18 protein-coding genes are annotated in these 17,482 nt (G+C 70.6%); 16 read left to right on the top strand and 2 right to left on the bottom strand.

What is annotated here, in order from left to right:
* Nucleotides 1-101 precede the first annotated feature (101 nt).
* The 5 genes from AC0HI0_RS33445 to AC0HI0_RS33425 are packed head-to-tail and all read left to right on the top strand — an operon-like array spanning nt 102 to nt 3,869.
* Complete coding sequence (locus AC0HI0_RS33445; protein ID WP_148303519.1) at nt 102-182, top strand: putative leader peptide; 81 nt, start codon at nt 102-104, stop codon at nt 180-182.
* A gap of 49 nt (nt 183-231) precedes the next feature.
* Nucleotides 232-1,056, top strand: a complete 825-nt coding sequence (locus tag AC0HI0_RS33440) for an ABC transporter permease (RefSeq protein ID WP_480927463.1) — start codon at nt 232-234, stop codon at nt 1,054-1,056.
* Nucleotides 1,041-1,757, top strand: coding sequence for an ABC transporter ATP-binding protein (locus AC0HI0_RS33435; RefSeq protein ID WP_480927462.1), 717 nt, complete (start codon nt 1,041-1,043; stop codon nt 1,755-1,757). The genes AC0HI0_RS33440 and AC0HI0_RS33435 overlap by 16 nt, the downstream gene beginning before the upstream one ends.
* A complete protein-coding gene (locus tag AC0HI0_RS33430; RefSeq protein WP_480927461.1) occupies nt 1,741-2,730 on the top strand; it encodes an ABC transporter substrate-binding protein in 990 nt (329 codons plus the stop codon). Before AC0HI0_RS33435 ends, AC0HI0_RS33430 begins: the two co-directional genes overlap by 17 nt.
* Nucleotides 2,727-3,869 carry an LLM class flavin-dependent oxidoreductase gene (locus tag AC0HI0_RS33425; protein ID WP_480927460.1) on the top strand — a complete coding sequence of 381 codons (1,143 nt, stop codon included), beginning with the start codon at nt 2,727-2,729 and terminating at the stop codon, nt 3,867-3,869. The genes AC0HI0_RS33430 and AC0HI0_RS33425 overlap by 4 nt, the downstream gene beginning before the upstream one ends.
* An 88-nt stretch (nt 3,870-3,957) precedes the next feature.
* Here AC0HI0_RS33425 and AC0HI0_RS33420 read toward each other — a convergent pair whose 3' ends face one another.
* Together AC0HI0_RS33420 and AC0HI0_RS33415 are read right to left on the bottom strand one after the other, a co-directional pair.
* Nucleotides 3,958-5,067 carry a glycerophosphodiester phosphodiesterase gene (locus AC0HI0_RS33420; RefSeq protein WP_480927459.1) on the bottom strand — a complete coding sequence of 370 codons (1,110 nt, stop codon included), beginning with the start codon at nt 5,065-5,067 and terminating at the stop codon, nt 3,958-3,960.
* Nucleotides 5,068-5,222: 155 nt separating this feature from the next.
* Entirely contained in the window at nt 5,223-6,779 is a 1,557-nt protein-coding gene (locus tag AC0HI0_RS33415; RefSeq protein WP_480927458.1) for a Na+/H+ antiporter, read from the bottom strand.
* Here AC0HI0_RS33415 and AC0HI0_RS33410 point away from each other — a divergent pair.
* The 11 genes from AC0HI0_RS33410 to AC0HI0_RS33360 all read left to right on the top strand — a co-directional run bounded on the left by AC0HI0_RS33410 (nt 6,778) and on the right by AC0HI0_RS33360 (nt 17,482).
* The gene (locus tag AC0HI0_RS33410) at nt 6,778-7,068 is read left to right on the top strand and encodes a UBP-type zinc finger domain-containing protein (protein WP_480927457.1); all 291 of its coding nucleotides are present in this window, start codon (nt 6,778-6,780) and stop codon (nt 7,066-7,068) included. The genes AC0HI0_RS33415 and AC0HI0_RS33410 overlap by 2 nt on opposite strands.
* A 774-nt stretch (nt 7,069-7,842) precedes the next feature.
* Nucleotides 7,843-9,822 (top strand): TRAP transporter permease, encoded by a 1,980-nt coding sequence (locus AC0HI0_RS33405; RefSeq protein WP_480927456.1) that lies wholly within the window; start codon nt 7,843-7,845, stop codon nt 9,820-9,822.
* The gene (locus AC0HI0_RS33400; RefSeq protein WP_480927455.1) at nt 9,815-10,795 is read left to right on the top strand and encodes a TAXI family TRAP transporter solute-binding subunit; all 981 of its coding nucleotides are present in this window, start codon (nt 9,815-9,817) and stop codon (nt 10,793-10,795) included. Before AC0HI0_RS33405 ends, AC0HI0_RS33400 begins: the two co-directional genes overlap by 8 nt.
* Before the next feature lie 28 nt (nt 10,796-10,823).
* Nucleotides 10,824-12,080, top strand: a complete 1,257-nt coding sequence (gene purD / locus AC0HI0_RS33395) for a phosphoribosylamine--glycine ligase (RefSeq protein WP_480927454.1) — start codon at nt 10,824-10,826, stop codon at nt 12,078-12,080.
* A 166-nt stretch (nt 12,081-12,246) separates the two neighbouring features.
* Nucleotides 12,247-12,699 (top strand): hypothetical protein, encoded by a 453-nt coding sequence (locus tag AC0HI0_RS33390; protein WP_480927453.1) that lies wholly within the window; start codon nt 12,247-12,249, stop codon nt 12,697-12,699.
* A complete protein-coding gene (locus AC0HI0_RS33385; protein ID WP_480927452.1) occupies nt 12,686-13,288 on the top strand; it encodes a DUF3558 domain-containing protein in 603 nt (200 codons plus the stop codon). Before AC0HI0_RS33390 ends, AC0HI0_RS33385 begins: the two co-directional genes overlap by 14 nt.
* Before the next feature lie 10 nt (nt 13,289-13,298).
* Complete coding sequence (locus AC0HI0_RS33380; protein ID WP_480927451.1) at nt 13,299-14,579, top strand: PPE domain-containing protein; 1,281 nt, start codon at nt 13,299-13,301, stop codon at nt 14,577-14,579.
* Complete coding sequence (locus tag AC0HI0_RS33375; protein WP_480927450.1) at nt 14,576-15,349, top strand: ESX secretion-associated protein EspG; 774 nt, start codon at nt 14,576-14,578, stop codon at nt 15,347-15,349. The genes AC0HI0_RS33380 and AC0HI0_RS33375 overlap by 4 nt, the downstream gene beginning before the upstream one ends.
* A gap of 92 nt (nt 15,350-15,441) precedes the next feature.
* Complete coding sequence (locus AC0HI0_RS33370; protein WP_480927449.1) at nt 15,442-15,957, top strand: ESX secretion-associated protein EspG; 516 nt, start codon at nt 15,442-15,444, stop codon at nt 15,955-15,957.
* Between the two features lie 39 nt (nt 15,958-15,996).
* Nucleotides 15,997-16,302 (top strand): hypothetical protein, encoded by a 306-nt coding sequence (locus AC0HI0_RS33365; protein WP_480927448.1) that lies wholly within the window; start codon nt 15,997-15,999, stop codon nt 16,300-16,302.
* Nucleotides 16,303-16,306: 4 nt separating this feature from the next.
* Nucleotides 16,307-17,482, top strand: a complete 1,176-nt coding sequence (locus AC0HI0_RS33360; RefSeq protein WP_480927447.1) for a transglycosylase SLT domain-containing protein — start codon at nt 16,307-16,309, stop codon at nt 17,480-17,482.

The raw sequence follows: 17,482 nt of genomic DNA, 5'->3' as shown, positions 1-17,482 counted from the left end.
CCTCCGGTCCCGACGTTGTCGGGGTCGGAGGCACTTTCACGATCCGGGATGGTCCTGTCCACCCGTTGACTTCTGTTGGCCCGCGCCGAAAACTCGGCGGCATGAGTGGGCGGGCGTTCCTCGTGACCCGCCTGCACGTCGACCTCCGGCGGCAGGCGAGCGCGATCTGTCGCGCGCGCTGACGGACCCTCGTTCCCCGCCCCTGTTTTTCGGTGTCCCACGGGAGAAATCGTGTCGATTTCCACCGCGGGTGTCGTCGCGCGCCCAGAACCCGCCACGGCCCCGCGCGCACCCGCCAAGAACAAGCGAACCTGGCCCGACCTGGCCCGCTGGATCAGCCCGCTGGGCCTGGTCCTGGTGTGGCAGGCGGCGAGCAGCACCGGCCTGCTGCCACCCGACAAGCTCGCCTCACCGCTGACCGTCCTGCGATCCGGCTACGACCTGGTGCTGGACGGCTCGCTGGTCGACGCGTTCCTGGTCTCCCTCGGCCGGGTCGCGGTCGGCTTCGTGATCGGCGCGCTGCTCGGCGGCGCGCTCGGCCTGGCGGCCGGCCTGTCCCGCTGGGGCGAACGGCTGGTCGACCCGCCGGTCCAGATGCTGCGCACGCTGCCGCACCTGGGGTTGATCCCGCTGTTCATCCTCTGGTTCGGCATCGGCGAGGAGCCCAAGCTCGCGCTGGTCGCGGCCGGCGTGGCGTTCCCGCTCTACCTGAACCTGCACGCGGGCATCCGGCAGACCGACCCGGCGCTGCTGGAGGCCGCGCGGGTGCTCGGCTACACCCGCTTCGAGCGGGTCGCGCACGTCGTGCTGCCCTCCGCGGTGCCGCAAACCCTGGTGGGGCTGAGGATCGCGCTGGGCACCGCGTGGCTGTCGCTGATCGTGGGCGAGCAGGTCAACGCCGACGCGGGCATCGGCTTCCTGATCAACAACGCCCGCGAGTTCCTGCGCACGGACGTCGTCGTGGTCGGCCTGGTGGTCTACGCGCTGCTGGGGCTGACCACCGACGCGCTGGTGCGCGGCCTGGAGAGGAGGGTGCTGCGGTGGCGGGTGAGGTGAAGATCCGGGGCCTGGTCAAGGAGTTCGGTCCGCGGCGGGTGCTCGACGGGCTGGACCTCGACGTCGGCGCGGGCGAGTTCGTCGCGCTGCTGGGCCGTTCCGGGTGCGGCAAGTCCACGCTGCTGCGCATCCTGGCCGGGCTGGACGCGGACGTCGAGGGCTCGGTGGCGGTGCCGCAGCGGGTTTCCGTCGCGTTCCAACAACCCCGGCTGCTGCCGTGGCGCAGGGTGTGGCGCAACATCGCGCTGGGCCTGCGCGGGAGCGACGGGCGCGCGGTCGACGGGCGCGCGGTCGCGGCGAAGGCGTTGGCGGAGGTGCGGCTCGAATCGCACGCCGACGCGTGGCCGTTGACGCTGTCCGGCGGTGAGGCGCAACGGGTTTCGCTGGCGCGGGCGCTGGTGCGCGAACCGGACCTGCTGCTGCTGGACGAGCCGTTCGGCGCGCTGGACGCGTTGACCCGGCTGGCGATGCACCGGCTGGTGGAGCAGCTGTGGCGGGAGCACCGCCCGTCGGTGCTGTTCGTGACGCACGACGTGGACGAGGCGCTGCTGCTCGCCGACCGGGTCGTGGTGCTGGAGTCGGGGCGGATCGTCGCGGAGCACCGGGTGGGCACGCCCCGGCCGCGCACGCGGGCGTCCTTTGTGGACCTTCGGGCGGAAGTGCTGGCGGACCTGGGAGTGGACGATGTCGAAGCTGCTTAGCGTGCTGGCCGCGGCCGTGCTGGCGCTGTCCGGGTGCGGCGCGTCCGGGTCGTCGGGATCTGGCGAGGTCGTGCTGAAGGTCGGCGACCAGAAGGGCAATTCCAAGACCCTGCTGGCGGCGGCCGGGCTGCTGGACGACTTCCCGCACAGGATCGAGTGGTCCACGTTCACCTCCGGGCCGCCGCTGCTGGAAGCCGCCTCGGCGGGCGCGATCGACCTCGGCGCGGTCGGCAACACGCCGCCGATCTTCGCCGCGGCGGCCAACGCCAAGATCGCGATCGTGTACTCCGCCAAGGGGAACGTCGAGAGCGACGCGATCCTGGTGCCGGAGGGCTCGCCGCTCAAGACCGTCGAAGACCTGCGCGGCAGGAACATCGCGGTGGCCAAGGGCAGTTCGGCGCACGGGCAGGTGCTCACGACGTTGGGCGCGGCGGGGCTGACCACCAAGGACGTGACGCTGAACTTCCTGCAGCCGTCGGACGCGTACGCGGCGTTCCAGCAGAAGCGGGTCGACGCGTGGGCGGTGTGGGACCCCTACACGTCCCAGGCGTTGTTGGAGGCGTCGGCGCGGGTGCTGGCGAACGGCGTCGGCTCGGGCGACGGTGTCGGTGTCGGCAAGGGGAAGGGCACGGCGAACGGGTACACGTTCCAGGTCGCGGGCAAGGCCGCGCTGGACGACGCCGGCAAGAGCGGTGCGATCAAGGAGTTCCTCAAGCGGATCGGCAAGGCGCAGCGGTGGGCCGACGCGCATCGTGAGGAGTGGGCCAAGGCGTGGGCGGCGGAAACCGGGTTGAAGCCCGAGGTCGCGCGCGCCGCCGTGGACCGGGGTGCGGACCTGCCGGTCAAGCTGGACGACGTGGTGATCGCGTCCGAGCAGGAACTGGCCGACGCGTTCACCGCGGACGGGACGCTGCCGGGCAAGGTCGATTTCCGGAAGTTCGTGGACGGGCGATTCCAGGGAGAGCTGTCATGACCGTGGTGCTGCACTGGTTCCTGCCGACCTCGGGCGACGGGCGGACGGTCGTGGAGCGCTTCCACGCCAACCGGTCGCTCGGCGGGCCCGCGCTGCGCGACCCGGACATCGACTACCTGGAGCAGGTCGCGGTCGCGGCCGAGCGCAACGGGTTCGAGGGCGTGCTGACGCCCACCGGGACGTGGTGCGAGGACGCCTGGCTGGCCACCGCGGCGCTGATCTCGCGCACCGCGCGGCTGAAGTTCCTGGTGGCGTTCCGGCCCGGGGCGATCTCGCCCACGCTGGCCGCCCAGATGGCCGCCACCTACCAGCGGATCTCGCGCGGACGCCTGCTGCTCAACGTGGTGACGGGCGGGGACGCCGTCGAGCAGCAGCGGTTCGGCGACTGGCTCGACCACGACCAGCGGTACGCGCGCACCGACGAGTTCCTGCACGTCGTGCGGGCGGTGTGGTCGGGGCAGCCGGTGGACTTCTCCGGCGAGCACTACCAGGTCGTCGGCGCGACCCTGTCCGTGCCGCCGGACCCGGTGCCGCCGATCTACTTCGGCGGCTCGTCGGAGGCTGCGCTGCCGGTGGCCGCGCGGCGGTCCGACGTGTACCTGACGTGGGGCGAGCCGCCGGCGCTCGTGGCGGAGAAGATCGGGCGGGTGCGGGAGTTGGCGGGCGACCGGCCGATCCGGTTCGGCATCCGGCTGCACACCATCTCCCGGGACACCTCGGCGGAGGCGTGGCGCGAGGCGGAGAAGTTGTTGGCGGCGCTGGATCCCGGGCAGGTCGAGCGGGCGCAGGAGCAGCTGCGGGCCAGCCAGTCCGTGGGGCAGCAGCGGATGGTGGCGCTGCACGGCGGAGACCTGTCGAAGGGCGTGCGCGGGTTGGAGGTCCACCCCGGGTTGTGGGCCGGGATCGGGCTGGTGCGCGGCGGCGCGGGCACGGCGCTGGTGGGCAGCCACGCGGAGGTGGCCGACCTGATCGAGGAGTACCACGCGCTGGGCGTCGAGGAGTTCGTGCTGTCCGGGTACCCGCACCTGGAGGAGGCGTACTGGTTCGGGGAGGGAGTGCGGCCGGAACTGGCCCGGCGCGGCCTGCTCCGGGTGGAGCGGGCCGCGCCGAGGGACGTGGTGTTGACGCCGACCAGTTGAGCCGCCGGTTCCGCCTGATCCCGCCGGTTTCTTCGCCGGTTCCGGGGTGGCGGGACCGGCGGGACTGCTCGGGCCGGTCGGCTGGTGGTCAGCGGGAAGCGCGGGCTTCGACGGCGGTGTCGGGGTTGTCGGCGAACACGCCGTCGAGGCCGGTCGCGTAGAACTTCGCGTACTCCTCGAAGGCCCGGCCGTACGCGGTCGGGTCGGTCGAGGAGCGGAAGTCGGCGGGCAGGAACGTGTTCTCGTTGCGGAACGTCCAGGAGTGCACGATCAGGCCGCGCACGTGGGCGTCCTTGACCAGGGTGGTGGGTTCGAGCAGGAAGCCCTGGGCGTTGCGCGGGATGACCAGGTCCTTGGCCGCGCCGACGCCGGCCGCGTAGGTGCGGATCTCGCGCAGGCCGTCCGGCGTGACCAGGTCGCGGTAGGTGCGCTTGTCACCGGCTTTGACGAAGTCGTACGGCGCGCCGGAGGCGTTGATCAGCTGCACCAGCGGCACCCGGAGCTTCTTCTTGAGCGCCTTGAGGTTGGCCACCTCGAAGGACTGCACGTAGACCTTCGCGCCCGGCCGGTTGAGGCCGTTGCGGTCGAGCACGTCGACCAGCTTCTGCTCCAGCGGGAGCTTGATGTCCTGGAAGTAGGTGGGGTGCTTGGTCTCCGGGTAGATGCCGATGTCGCGGCCGAGTTCCCGGGACAGCCTGCGGCTGAGGTCGATGACCTCTTGGAGGGTGGGGATCTCGTAGCGGCCGTTGTAGAGCGTGTTGCGCGGGCGGACGTCCGGGATGCGCTCGGTGGCGCGCAACGTCTTCAGCTCGGCCAGCGTGAAGTCCTCGGTGAACCAGCCGGTGATCGACGCGCCGTCGATGACCTTGGTGGTCTTGCGGCCGGCGAACTCCTGCTTGGTCGAGACGTCGGTGGTGCCGCCGATCTCGTTCTCGTGCCGGGCGACCAGCTGACCGTCCTTCGTGGACACCAGGTCGGGCTCGACGTAGTCCGCGCCCAACCGGGCGGCCAGCTCGTAGGAGCCCAGGGTGTGCTCGGGCCGGTAGCCCGACGCGCCCCGGTGGCCGATGACGACCGGGCCCTTGGGCCGGTGCGCGCCCGCCGTGCTGTCGCCGTGCGCCGACGCCGAGGGCAAGGTCACCGCCCCGGCCACCGCGAGCGCTGCGAGCGCCGCCCACACGATCCTCGTGCGCACCATCGCCGACCTCCCTGTTCCGCGAACCTGACCTGCGGAGCCTTGTTGCGCACCGCGACACCTCCGTCACGTTGGGGTGAAGTGCAAACCACGTCATCGTGAACGCGTGGGTGTTCGTCTGGCCAGTGGGGAGGGGTGAGGTCGGGTCCGGGGTCGCGTCACTCGCGGGCGATGGCGGCCTCTTCGAGGTCGAGTTCGCGCAGCACGCGGAACAGCACCTCGTCGTCGATCCGGCCGCTGTCCCGGGCCTCCACGAAGACCTGGCGCTCGGCGTCCAGCATGGTGCGGCGCAGCCGGCGGTAGGAGGCGGCGGGGCTCTCGTCCTCCTGGCGGCCCAGGCGTTCCCACGCCGCGTTGCCCCGGTGCTCGGCCATGATCCGCAGGCGTTCGACGATGTGGTCGGGGGTCTGGTCGCCGCCGTCGATCATCTCGTCGAGGCGGTCCACGGCGGCCTGCGCGGCGGCGTGCTGCACCTGGGCCTCGGCGAGCGCGTCCGCCTGCTCCTCGTCGCCCTGGAAGCCGAGTTTGCGGATCACCCACGGCAGGGTGAGACCTTGCAGCAGCAGCGTGCCGACCGTGACGACGAACGCGCAGAACACGATCACGTCCCGGCCGGGCAGGTCGAGCGGGAGGGCGCTGGCGGCGGCCAGCGACACCACGCCCCGCATCCCCGCCCAGGACAGCACGGTGACCCCGCGCCAGCCCGGGGCCTGCGGTTCGCGCGTGCGGATCCGCTTGGAGAACCAGCGCGGCAGGTAGGCCGCCGGGTACATCCAGAGGAAGCGGACGGCGATCGTCGCGACCAGCACCGCCGCCGCGCCGCCGACCAGGGTCGAGGTGATCTGGACGTCCAGCACGATGGTCTTGAGCTGGAGGCCGATCAGCGCGAACACGAAGGACTCCAGCAGGACGTCCACCGAGCGCCAGACCGCGGTGTCCTGGAGACGGGTGTAGTAGGAGCTCTTCGGGGCCTGGTGGCCGATGTAGAGGCCCGCGACGACCACCGCGAGGACGCCGGACGACCCGAGTTCCTCGGCGAACAGGTAGGCGCCGAACGGGACGAGCATGCCCAGCGAACTCTCCATCACGCCGTCGTGCAGGTGCGCCCGGATCTTGCACACCCCGACCCCGATCACCAGCCCGACCAGCACCCCGCCGCCCGCGCTCACCAGGAACGTGCGGGTGCCCTCCCACCAGGTCGCCGCCGCGCCCATGGCGGCGACGATGGCGACCTTGTAGACGGTGAGCGCGGTGGCGTCGTTGATCAGGCTCTCGCCGGTGAGCAGCGTCATGGTGCGGCGCGGGAGGTTGAGCCGGCGGCCGATCGCCACCGCCGCGACGGCGTCCGGCGGCGCGACGACCGCGCCGAGCACGAGCGCGGCGGGCAGCGAGAGTTCGGGGAGTGCGAGGTGGGCGATCCAACCGACCCCGGCCGTGGTGGCGACGACCAGACCCACCGCGAGCAGGCCGATCGGGCGCATGTTGGCGCGGATGTTGTGGTACGAGCTGTCCAGGGCCGCGGAGTAGAGCAGCGGGGGGAGCACGAGGACGAGGATCAGCTCGGGTTCGAGTTCGAAGGCGGGCAGGCCGGGGATGAAGGAGACGGCCAGCCCGGTGGCCACCAGGACCAGCGGGGCGGGGGCGGCGAAGCGCCTGGCGACCGCGGTCACCAACAGCGCTCCGAGCAGGAGGAGCAGGAGTTCCGGTCCGTGCATGGCGCAATCTTGCGTGATGATGGCGGGTATGACCTGTCCTCATGTCGACACGCTGCCCGCGTCGGTCACGCCGTCCACGGTGGAAGGGTGCGCGGACTGCCTCGCCGCGGGTGAGCGGAACTGGGCCCACCTGCGGATGTGCCTCACGTGCGGCCACGTGGCGTGCTGCGACTCCAGCCCCCGACGTCACGCGACGGCCCACTTCCACGCGGAAGGCCACCCGGTGATGCGCTCGTTCGAGCCTGGTGAGGATTGGCGCTGGTGCTACGAAGACAGCCGCGTGGTGTGACCTGCGTTGTGCGTGCACTTGTGTCGTGGGCCGGTGCCGGTGCCGGGTGCTGAGAGCCGAGAGCCGGAACCAGAGCCAGAGTTGGCGTCGGTGTCGTGTCAGGCCGGTGCGCCAGTGCGGTGAGCGGTAGGCCGATGGACTGATGGCCTGCGGCGTGCGCGGTGGACCGAGGGCGCGAACCGTTGCCCTGTGCCCTGTGCCCTGTGCCCTGTGGGCCATGAGCCGTGGCCTGTGTCTTGTGGCCAGTGGGCCGTGAGCGGTGGGCTGGGAGCCCGGAGCCGGCGGGGTGAACCTGGGCCGTGAGCGGTGTGCCCCTGGGATGAGCGTTGGGGCGATCGGCGGGTGAGCCCTGGGCTGTGAGCTGTGGGTGCGTTGAGGGTGAGTTGTGGAGTTGTGGGGTGAGCTGGATTGTCGGTGGGGCGTGGGATGATGGTGTTGGGGGCCGGAGGCTAGGGGTTTGATCGTTTGCGCGGCTCTGAGCTGGGGTTTTAAAAGCGCGCTCGCCGCTGGGCAGGCCGCCGGGGGAAGAGGCCGTCGTGTTCTCCCCGTATGGCCTGTCAAAGACGACCACGCTTGGTCAGGGAGCGCAAGCGGAAAGCGTGCTTGCGCTCCCTGACCAAGCGTGGTTGCCCTGCGGGCAGGCCATACGGGGAGAACACGACTCGGGGGGCGGCGTGTCTTTACAGTCCCTTTAGACGGTGGGGCTATTGCTGTGACTGGCGGCACACGTAGGTTTGGTCGTATCGGATTTCCGCGCTGCACGAAGGGGTGCGCGTGTCGACCAAGTCGCAGGCTGATGTTTCCGAGTTGATTGCCGAGTACGACGAGGAGCGGCCTTCCCGGGTGTTGTCCCGGCGGTGGGAGGCGGGGGTTTGGGCGGCGACGCTGGGTGTTGCGTTGTTGGTGCTCAAGCAGGTTTTTTGGCCGTTTGCCAAGGGTGGCCAGTATTATTTGGTGATCTTTCTTGCGGTCACGTTGCCGTTGGTGTTCTTGTGTTATCGGGGGTGGCGTGGGGGTGGGGAGGACCCTCGGGTTGTCGATTGGGTGTTGGCGGCCTTGGCGTTCGTGGTCGGGGCTTACCCGTTGTTCGGTGGGTTTGACGCGTTTTTGGACCGGCAGGGGCAGTTGACGGATCTGGACGTGGTGGCCGGGTCTGTTCTGTTGGTTTTGGTGTTGGAGGCTTGTCGGCGGACTACCGGGTGGGTGTTGCCGGTGGTGTGCCTCGCGTTCATCGCGTTTGCCTATTATGGGGGGTATTTGCCGCCGTCTTGGGCCATTTCCCATGCGGGGGTCGATTTTGGGCAGATCATCAACGGGTTTTACAACGATGCCACCGGGTTTTACGGGACGCCGTTGGACGTGGCGGCCACTTATATCGTGCTGTTCACCATTTATGGGTCCGTGTTGAACGCTTCGGGGGCCGGGGCGTTTTTTGTCGATATCAGTTTTTCGGCGTTTCGGAGATCGCGTACGGCTCCGGGGCGTACGGCGGCTGCGGCCGGGTTCTTGCTGGGCACGGTTTCGGGGTCCGGTACGGCTACGACTGTCTCGTTGGGCGCGGTTACCTGGCCCATGTTGCAGAAGGCCGGGTATCCGAAGGAGAACGCGGGTGGGCTGCTGGCGGCTTCGGGGATCGGGGCCATCTTGTCACCGCCGACGTTGGGGGCTGCGGCGTTCATCATCGCTGAATACCTGGAGACCTCTTACCTTCAGGTGTTGATCTGGGCGGTTCTGCCCACCTTGCTCTACTACCTGGGTATCGCGTTGGCGGTGGAGATCGATGCTCGGCGGTTCGGGGCGAAGCCGGTGGACGTGGACGTGCCGGGTCCGTGGGTGTTGCTCCGGCGGGGTGGGTATCACTTCCTGTCGCTTGCGGTGATCGTGGTTTTTCTCGCTCTGGACATTCCGGTTTATTCGGCCGTCGTTTATGCGTCCGGGGTTGCTGCGGTTTTCGCGCTGGTGGCCCGGCGGGGGGATGTTCGGGGGTGGGCGCGGGCGATGGTCGATTCGCTGGCGCTCGGGGTGCGTGGTGCCCTGCCGGTGATCGCGGTGTGCGCGGCGGCGGGGGTCATCACCTCGACCATCACCAAGACCGGGTTGGGGCAGGAGCTTGCTTCGGCGCTGGTGGAGGTCGCCAAGTTTGTTTCGTCCGACCCCGGGGTCGTGTTGTTCGTGACGGTGGTGCTGGCCGCCGTCGCGGTCAGCGTCCTGGGGTTGGCGGTGCCGGTTACGGCCTCGTTCATTATTTCGTGGGTGGTCATCGGGCCTGCCTTGATCGAGCTGGGAGTGGCTCGTGAAGAGGCTGCGATGTTCATTTTCTACTACGCTGTCCTGTCCGAGGTCACGCCACCTACGGCGTTGGCGGCTGTTGCCGCTGCGGCTATTACCGGTGGCGATGTGATGAAGACGATGTGGCGTACGTGGAAATACACGTTGCCGGCGTTCCTGGTGCCGCTCGCGTTCGTGCTGACGGACCACGGGGCCGGGTTGTTGTTGCGGTCCTCGTTTGTCGACGTGGTGTGGGCGTTCGCGGTTTCGGTGGTGGGGGTGGTCGCGTTGGCGGCGCTCACCGGTGGGTGGATGTTCGGTCCGGCCCGGTGGCCGGAACGGCTGCTCTGCCTGCCTGCGGCGGTCGCGCTGCTTTTTCTGCAACCGGTTTCCGTGGCCATCGGGATCGGGTTCCTGGTGGCGGCGGTGGCGGTGCACCTGCTTTTGCCGAAAGTCCTCGTGCGGGGAAGGGAACGAGATGCGTAGCTGGAAGGTTCCGGTCGCTGTCGTGGCGGTCGCGCTGGTCGCGGCCGGGTGCGGTGGGAAGCGCGCGGCCGACGAAGGCGGGTCCGCCGCCGCTGCCTGCGAGGCGTCCGAAGGGCGGATCACGATCGCGACCGGCAACTCCGGCGGCGTGTACTACGTCGTCGGCGGCGGGCTCGCGAAGCTGATCAGCGACAACACCAAGCTCAAGGCCACGGCCGCCGAGACCGGCGCGTCCGTGCAGAACATCCAGCAGCTCGTCGCGGGCGACTACGACATGGCGTTCTCGCTCGCCGACACCGCCGCCGACGCGGTCAACGGCAAGGGCGCGTTCGACGGCAAGCCGCAGAAGGTGCAGGCGCTCACCCGGCTCTACCCGAACTACACGCAGGTCCTGGTGCGCACGTCCAGCGGCATCGACTCGATCGCCGACATGAAGGGCAAGCGGATCTCCACCGGGTCGCCCAAGTCCGGCACCGAGGTCATCGCCAACCGGCTGCTCACCGCCGCCGGGCTCGACCCCGCCAAGGACGTCGACGCCCAGCGGCTCGACCTCGCCAAGACCGCCGACGGCATGAAGGACGGCAGCCTCGACGGGCTGGTGTGGTCCGGCGGGCTGCCCACCGCGCAGATCACCGACCTCACCACGTCGCTGAAGGACCAGGTCAAGCTCATCGACATCACGCCGCTGCTGCCCAAGCTCAAGGAGGTCAACCCGGTCTACGACAAGGGCGCCATCCCCGCCGCCGCGTACGGCCAGGCCGCCGACGTGCCGACCGTCGTGGTGCCCAACGTCCTGCTGGTGCGCGCCGACTTCCCGGACGGCAGCGCGTGCGCCGTCACCCGGCTGCTGTTCGACAAGAAAGCCGAGCTGGAGAAGATCCACCCGGCCGCCCGGGACATCGTCAAGGAGAAGGCCGCCTTGACCGATCCCGTGCCGTTGCACGCCGGTTCGCTGGACGCGTTCGGCGGTTGACCGGTCGGGTCATCTAGGCTTCCCCACCGTGCGTGTCCTGGTCATCGGGTCTGGCGCCCGTGAACATGCCCTTGCCCTCGCGTTGTCGCGGGACCCTTCGGTGATCGCGCTCGCCTGCGCACCCGGCAACGCCGGAATCGCGGGCTTGGCGGAGATCTACGGGGTCGACGCGGGCGACCCCGACGCGGTCACCGCGCTGGCCAAGGAGTGGAACGCCGACCTCGTCGTGGTCGGGCCGGAGCAGCCCCTGGTGGCGGGCGCGGCGGACGCCGTCCGCGCCGCCGGGATCCCCTGCTTCGGCCCGTCCGCCGAGGCGGCCCGGATCGAGGGCTCCAAGGCGTTCGCGAAGGACGTGATGGCCGCCGCCGGCGTGCCCACGGCGACGTCCGAGGTGGTGGACAACCCCGCCCGCCTGGACGCCGCGCTCAACCACTTCGGGCCGCGCTGGGTGGTGAAGGACGACGGCCTCGCCGCCGGCAAGGGCGTCGTGGTCACCTCCGACCGCGCGGTGGCGCGGGCGCACGCCATGACGCTGCTCGACAACGGCCACCCGGTGCTGCTGGAGTCGTTCCTCGACGGGCCCGAGGTGTCGCTGTTCTGCCTGGTCGACGGGGCCACCGTGGTGCCGCTGCTGCCCGCGCAGGACTTCAAGCGGGTCGGTGACAACGACTCCGGCCCCAACACCGGCGGCATGGGCGCGTACTCGCCGCTGCCGTGGGCGTCGGACGACCTGGTGTCGACCATCGTGGCGACGTGCGTGCAGCCGGTGGTGGACGAGCTGGCCGCGCGCGGCACGCCGTTCAGCGGGCTGCTGTACGCGGGGCTCGCGCTGACGTCGGACGGTCCGCAGGTCATCGAGTTCAACTGCCGCTTCGGCGACCCGGAGACGCAGGCCGTCGTGGCCCTGCTCCGGACCCCGTTGGCCGGGCTGTTCCTGGCGGCGGCGCAGGGGTCGCTGTCGTCGGCCGCGCCGCTGGAGTGGGCGGACGGGTACGCGGTGACGGTGGTCGTCGCCGCCGAGGGTTACCCGGGGCGGCCCCGGACGGGCGACGTCATCACGGGCGGTGACGCCGAGGGCGTGCTGCACGCGGGCACGCGCCGTCGTGAAGACGGTGCCGTGGTGTCCACGGGCGGGCGCGTGCTGTCCGTCGTGGGAACCGGCGCGTCCCTGGCCGAAGCCCGCGCGGATGCGTACCGCCGCGTGGAATCCGTTCACCTGACCGGGTCCCACCACCGCACGGACATCGCGTTGCGCGCGGCGAACGGGGAGATCGAGGTCCCCTAAGCGTCCGACCACCGGGTGATCCACACCACCCGTTCTTACGACATCCGAGCGAGGGCGGAACCTGTCCGCCCTCGCTTTCGTCCAACCTCAGACCCGGTTCACGCGGTCGTTGGTAGCCTGCGAACTGGAACCAATCCGTTACCGACCGTACGGGGGATGGGGCGTCGTGGCAGAGGAGAACGGCCTACTGGGAGCCGTCGCCGGCGTGGGTGGGGCCATCGGGCGTGCGGTCGGCGAGGTGTTCGCGGCGGAGAAGCGCCTGAACGACACCTTGGCCAACGCGCCGGGTGCGGGCCAGAAATTCACCGTGACCAAGGAAACCGTCCTGCAGGCCGGTCACGTGATCGAGAGCCAACTGGAAAACCTGCGCGGCCACTACCGCGATGCGTTTCGCGACCTGCGGGTCCGGTTGGACGACTCGGACGCCGTGAACTCCGATATCGCGGCGGCCTGGAACGACCGGCTGGTCGAAGGGGAAGGCTCGTACGCGCAGCGGATTGCGGAGTACATGACCAGCCTGGAAGGGCTGATCTCCCAACTTCGGGCGACCGCGGTGCAATACGGCCACACCGAAGAAGAGGTCAAGGCGGCGATGGGGTCGGCGCGTGCGGCTGACTAAGGGAATCGTCGCAGCACTGCTCGTGACCGCTGCGGTGGCAGCCTGTTCGCCCGGCACGACTACCGGCACGCCCACCCCGTCCTCGGGGACCGGAGCAACGGGTTCACCCGGTTCCACGACGACGTCGAAGCCTCCTTCGGCTCGTCCCAAGGAACTCAAGGTCGACGGCGTGGACCCTTGCAAGCTGCTCACGGACACCCAGCAATCCGACCTCAAGATCGACGAGTTCAAGAGTGAGACCGCAGACGTGGTGAAGGGTACGGATTCGCCGTCGTGCGCTTACACGATCAACGGCTCGAAGTCCGCCAGCTACAGCGTCACCTTGATCTCGAACGAGGGCATCGACTACTGGAACGGGCCGAGCAACCTCGACGTCGTCGCCAAGAAGGTGGCGGGCTACGACGCTGCGCAGGTCACCCTGAAGGGAACGTCGACCGCGGAGTGCTCGGTCACCCTCGACGTGGCGGACGGGCAGCAGTTGTTCGTGCAGTTCCTGCCCTATTCCAGGGTGTTCACCCAGGACGAGATGTGCCAGAACGCGACCAAGGGCGCCGAATCCGCCCTCTCGACACTGCGGACCTTGAAGTGAGGGGGAAGCTGTGACCGGCTTCAGGCAGATCCAGGATCACCGCTTCGAAGGCTACGACAACCACGCGCTCGCCGACCTCGTCGGCAAGTTCGCGACCAGCGACGCCGCCCAGCAGTTCAGCAACGCCTCGCACGCCCTGCGCAGCCTCGCGGGCAGCCTCGCCGAGGTGGACGAGACGTTGCGCACCGAGTTGCGCAAGCTCGGCATCGAGTGGCAGGGCGCGGCGGGCGACAACGCCGGCCAGGCGGTCACCGTGTCGGCCGACGTGGCGACCGAGGGCGACGAGGCGGGCAAGCGGAATTCGCAGGCGACCGCCGTTCAGGGGGCCAGCTACAGCCAGTCCCGCAACGGGATGCCGGACCCGCAGGCGCTGCGCGGCGACACCGAGACGAGTTTCCTGGACGACGCGGGCGGGTTCTTCGGGTACGAGACCGATCACGCCAAAGAGGTCAAGGCGACGCAGGCCGCGCGTGAGCAGGTGATCCGCGGGTTCGACCAGTACGTCGACGCCAGCCGGGATTCGCTCAACCAGTACCAGGGCATGGGCAAGCCGCGTGAGTTCGAGGTCACCACGGCCTCCGCCGCGGTCGCCACGCCCGTCGCCCAGGTTCACCAGTTCGGCGGCGGTATCCCGGGGACGACCGGTGGGGTGCCGGGCACGTTGCCCGGTGGCGGGTCCGGGCAGGTGCCTGGTGGGTCGGTCGGGTTGCCTCCTCAGCTGCCGGGGCAGTTGCCCGGTGGGGGCAGCACGGGGGTCTCGCCGTTGCCCGGTGCGCAGAGCGGCACGTCGGGGCTCGCGCCGGTGCTGCCCGGCAAGGTCGGCGGGTCGAACCTCGGGCTCGGGCTGGGCCTCGGGCTGGCCGGTGGGGCGGCGCTCGGCGCGGTCGCGGCGACGGCTCGGGGTGGGCGCGTGGAGCGCAACCCGTCGGCGGCCGGTGGCAAGGGCGGTGCCGGCAAGCCCGGTGGCGAGGCGGTGCCCAAGGGTGGCGCCAAGGGCGCTGTTCCCGGCGCCCTGGCGGGCAAGGCCGGGATCTCGGCCACGATCGGGGCCATCGACCCGGACGAGCGGGCTGCGGCGCGGCCCGGGGCCGAGGCGCGCGGGGTCGGCAAGGGCGCGGTCGCCGGGAAGGCCGGTGCGGGTGGCTCGATGCTCCAGCCCGCCGCTCGCAGCGGCGAGGGCGAGGAGGACGGCGAGCACGTCCGCAAGTACGGCGTGGACTCCGACGACGTCTTCGGTGACGAGCGGATGGTCGTCCAGTCCGTCATCGGCGACGAGCCCGAAGTCAAGTGACCGCGGCGGGCACCGTCGTCCTGTCCACGCTGGAGTTCGACGTCGCGTGGGAGGCCGAGCGGCACCCCCGGCGCAACGTCGCGCTCGACGTGCCCAGCCCCGGCGTCACGCACGCCGAGCGGGCCGGGATCGTCGACAGTGCCTGGGAGTCGTTGGCGCGGCGCGGGTTGGCGGGTGGGCGGAGGTTGACGCCGGAACTGGCGGACACCTTCGCGCTGCTGGCCAACCCGCAGCTGTCCGTCGACCTCTGGATCTGGGTGGACCGGCGCAAGATCAAGGGTGTCGCCGCGGCCTCGGGCGAGGAGGCGATCCTGGCGGTCGTGGACGGCGACGAGGTGTGGCTGATCGAGGCGCGGGGTTCCGCGCTGGCCGAGGCCGCGGTGTCGGTCACCGGGGAGATGCCGGCGGGGTACGGGCGGTCGATCAGCCTGCCCAACGAGATGTTGCGCGCGGCCTCCGACGAGGCCGGGCGGGACGCGGAGAAGCTGGTGCTCGCGCTGGAGCGGCAGGGGTTGCCGCTGCACGAGGCGCAGGAGCTGGCCGGGATGTGCGACGGCATGGGCACGCGCGGCCAGTTCGGTGCCGAACGCGCGCAGCCCGGCGGTCCGCCGGTGCGCGCGGACCGCGTGGTCTCCTGGCACGACACCCCGTCCGGCCGCTACCTGCACCTGGTGCGGCCCAGTTCGGACGGCCGGAACTGGAGCACGATCACCCCGATCGACAACGCCCGGCTCGCGGCGTGCGTGTGGGAACTCCTCCAGGAGGTCTAGCGGGAACCGGGGCGGCGGTCGCGGCGTCAACACCGTTGGCCGGAGCAATACCCGCCGTCATTCGGGAGTGACGTCTGGTGATCACCGCGAGGTTGAGCGCAAGCGCTTTCCGCACCGCCTGGGAACACCTCGACCTCGGCGCGATGCCGATCGTCCTGCACGTGGCGGACGATCCCGCGCCGTGGTCCGAGCTGACCGCGCGGGGGCTCGCCCGCGGCGGCGAGCTGGACCCGTGGTTGGGCGCGGTCTGCAAGTTGGTCGCGAACCCGCCCAGGTCGGTCGACCTGCGGTTGGGGTTCGGCAGTTCGGCGGTGCGGGCGCTGGCCGTGTCCGCCGGTGCCGACGTGGTGCTGGTGGTGCTGTCCGGCGACGGGCTGACGGTGCGGGAGTCGGCGGTCGACCTGGCGGGCGCGCTGGTGGAACTGGTGCCCCCGCACGGGGACGGCCTGGTCGGCGGTCCCGACCTGCGCGGCCGGTTCGGCGTCTCGGTGCTCGACGCCGGGGGACGCCGGCGGCGGGCGGCCGACGTGGTCGACTTCCACGGGCCGGTCGACCCGGCGGAGCTGCGGCGCGGGATCGCCGCGCTGCTGGATGAACTTCGTCCATAGCGGGGGTGCCCGCGAACCGGAAACTCTAGGGTGTGGGGAATGGCGGTCGCGAAGTTCAACGCCGAGGCGATGGAGCAGTGCCGGAGCACGGTCGGCGCCCAGGCGGGTCAATTCGGTGCGGTGGGTGACGGGTTCGCCGGTCATTACGCCGATCCGGACATCTTCGGCAAGCTGGCGAATTCGGGCGGCCTTTCCGGGGCCGCCGCCGAACTCGACACCAAGGCCGGCACGGAGTTCGCGGCGGCGGAGACGCTGTTGGGCAAGGTGGAGCGCGCGCTGGACAAGATCCAGGGCGCGGTGGTCGACGTCGAGGACGCCAACGCGGCGTCGTTCCGGACGGTGTGAGCTGATGAGCGCGGTGGACGAGGTCGCGGCGCTGCCCGGTGGGCAGGCCGTCGCGCAGCTCGCGCAGAAGGTCGAGAAGGCGCGCCCGGAGGCCGTCCGGGAGATCGCGGCCCGGTGGCAGCAGGCCGCCGCGAAGAGCGCGGAATCGGGCAACGACATCGCGCAGCGGGTCGGTCAGCTGGACACCGCGTGGGAAGGCGGTTCCGCCGACGGATTCGTGGCCTACATGGGCGAATTCGCGAAGGGCGGCACCTCGCTGAACGACGCGCTCACCGCGGCGGCGGGCGACCTCGAATCGGCCGCGGCGGCGCTGGAATCGGCGAAAGCGTCGATCACCCGCATTTGTGAGACCTTGCTGGGACGGGTGCGCCAGTTGCGCGCGCAGAACCAGGGGATGCCGCAGGCGGACGTGGACAGCGCGATCCAGGGGCTGTGCGCGGAGGCGGCGGGCGACGCCCAGCCGGTGATCGCGCAGGCAGATTCGGCGCTGGGCACGGCGTTGGGCGCGCTGAAGGGGCGGTCCGGGGCGATCACGCCCGCGTTCTCGACCATGGCGGACCCCGGCACCCAGGCGTTCGTGCCGGCGCCGGGGCAGCCGATCGTCTGGAACCCGACGCCGGAACCGGAGACGCACACGTCGTCGGCCGAGCCGCAGCCCGCGCCGGCGCAGTCGCAGCCCCAGCCGACGGGTGGCGGCGGTGGCGGTAGCGGGTCCGGTGGTGGCGGCGGTGGTGGCGGATCGCACGGCGGTGGCGGCGGTGGTGGTGGTGGGATGAGCGGACTCGGGTCCAGTGGTGGCCCGCCGTCCAGCGGTCCGCCGCCCGGCAACGTCGACCAGTGGATCCGGGAGGCGATCAAGATCCTCCAGGCCGCCGGCATCCCGGTCACCGAGGCGAACATCAACCAGATCTGGACGATCATCGAGAAGGAGTCCGGCGGCAACCCGCACGCGCTCAACGACTGGGACTCCAACGCGGCCGCGGGCACCCCGTCCAAGGGCCTCATGCAGTGCATCGACCCGACGTTCCAGGCGCACAAGCTGCCCGGCCACGACGACATCTGGAACCCGGTGGACAACATCATCGCCGGCGTCCGCTACACGTTCTCCCGCTACGGCGGCTTCGAGGGCCACCCCGGCCTCAAGTCGATGGCGGGCGGGGGCGGCTACCAGGGCTACTAG

Source organism: Saccharothrix sp. NBAS 001, from assembly GCF_056640475.1.
This window is presented reverse-complemented; position numbering and strand designations above follow the sequence as displayed.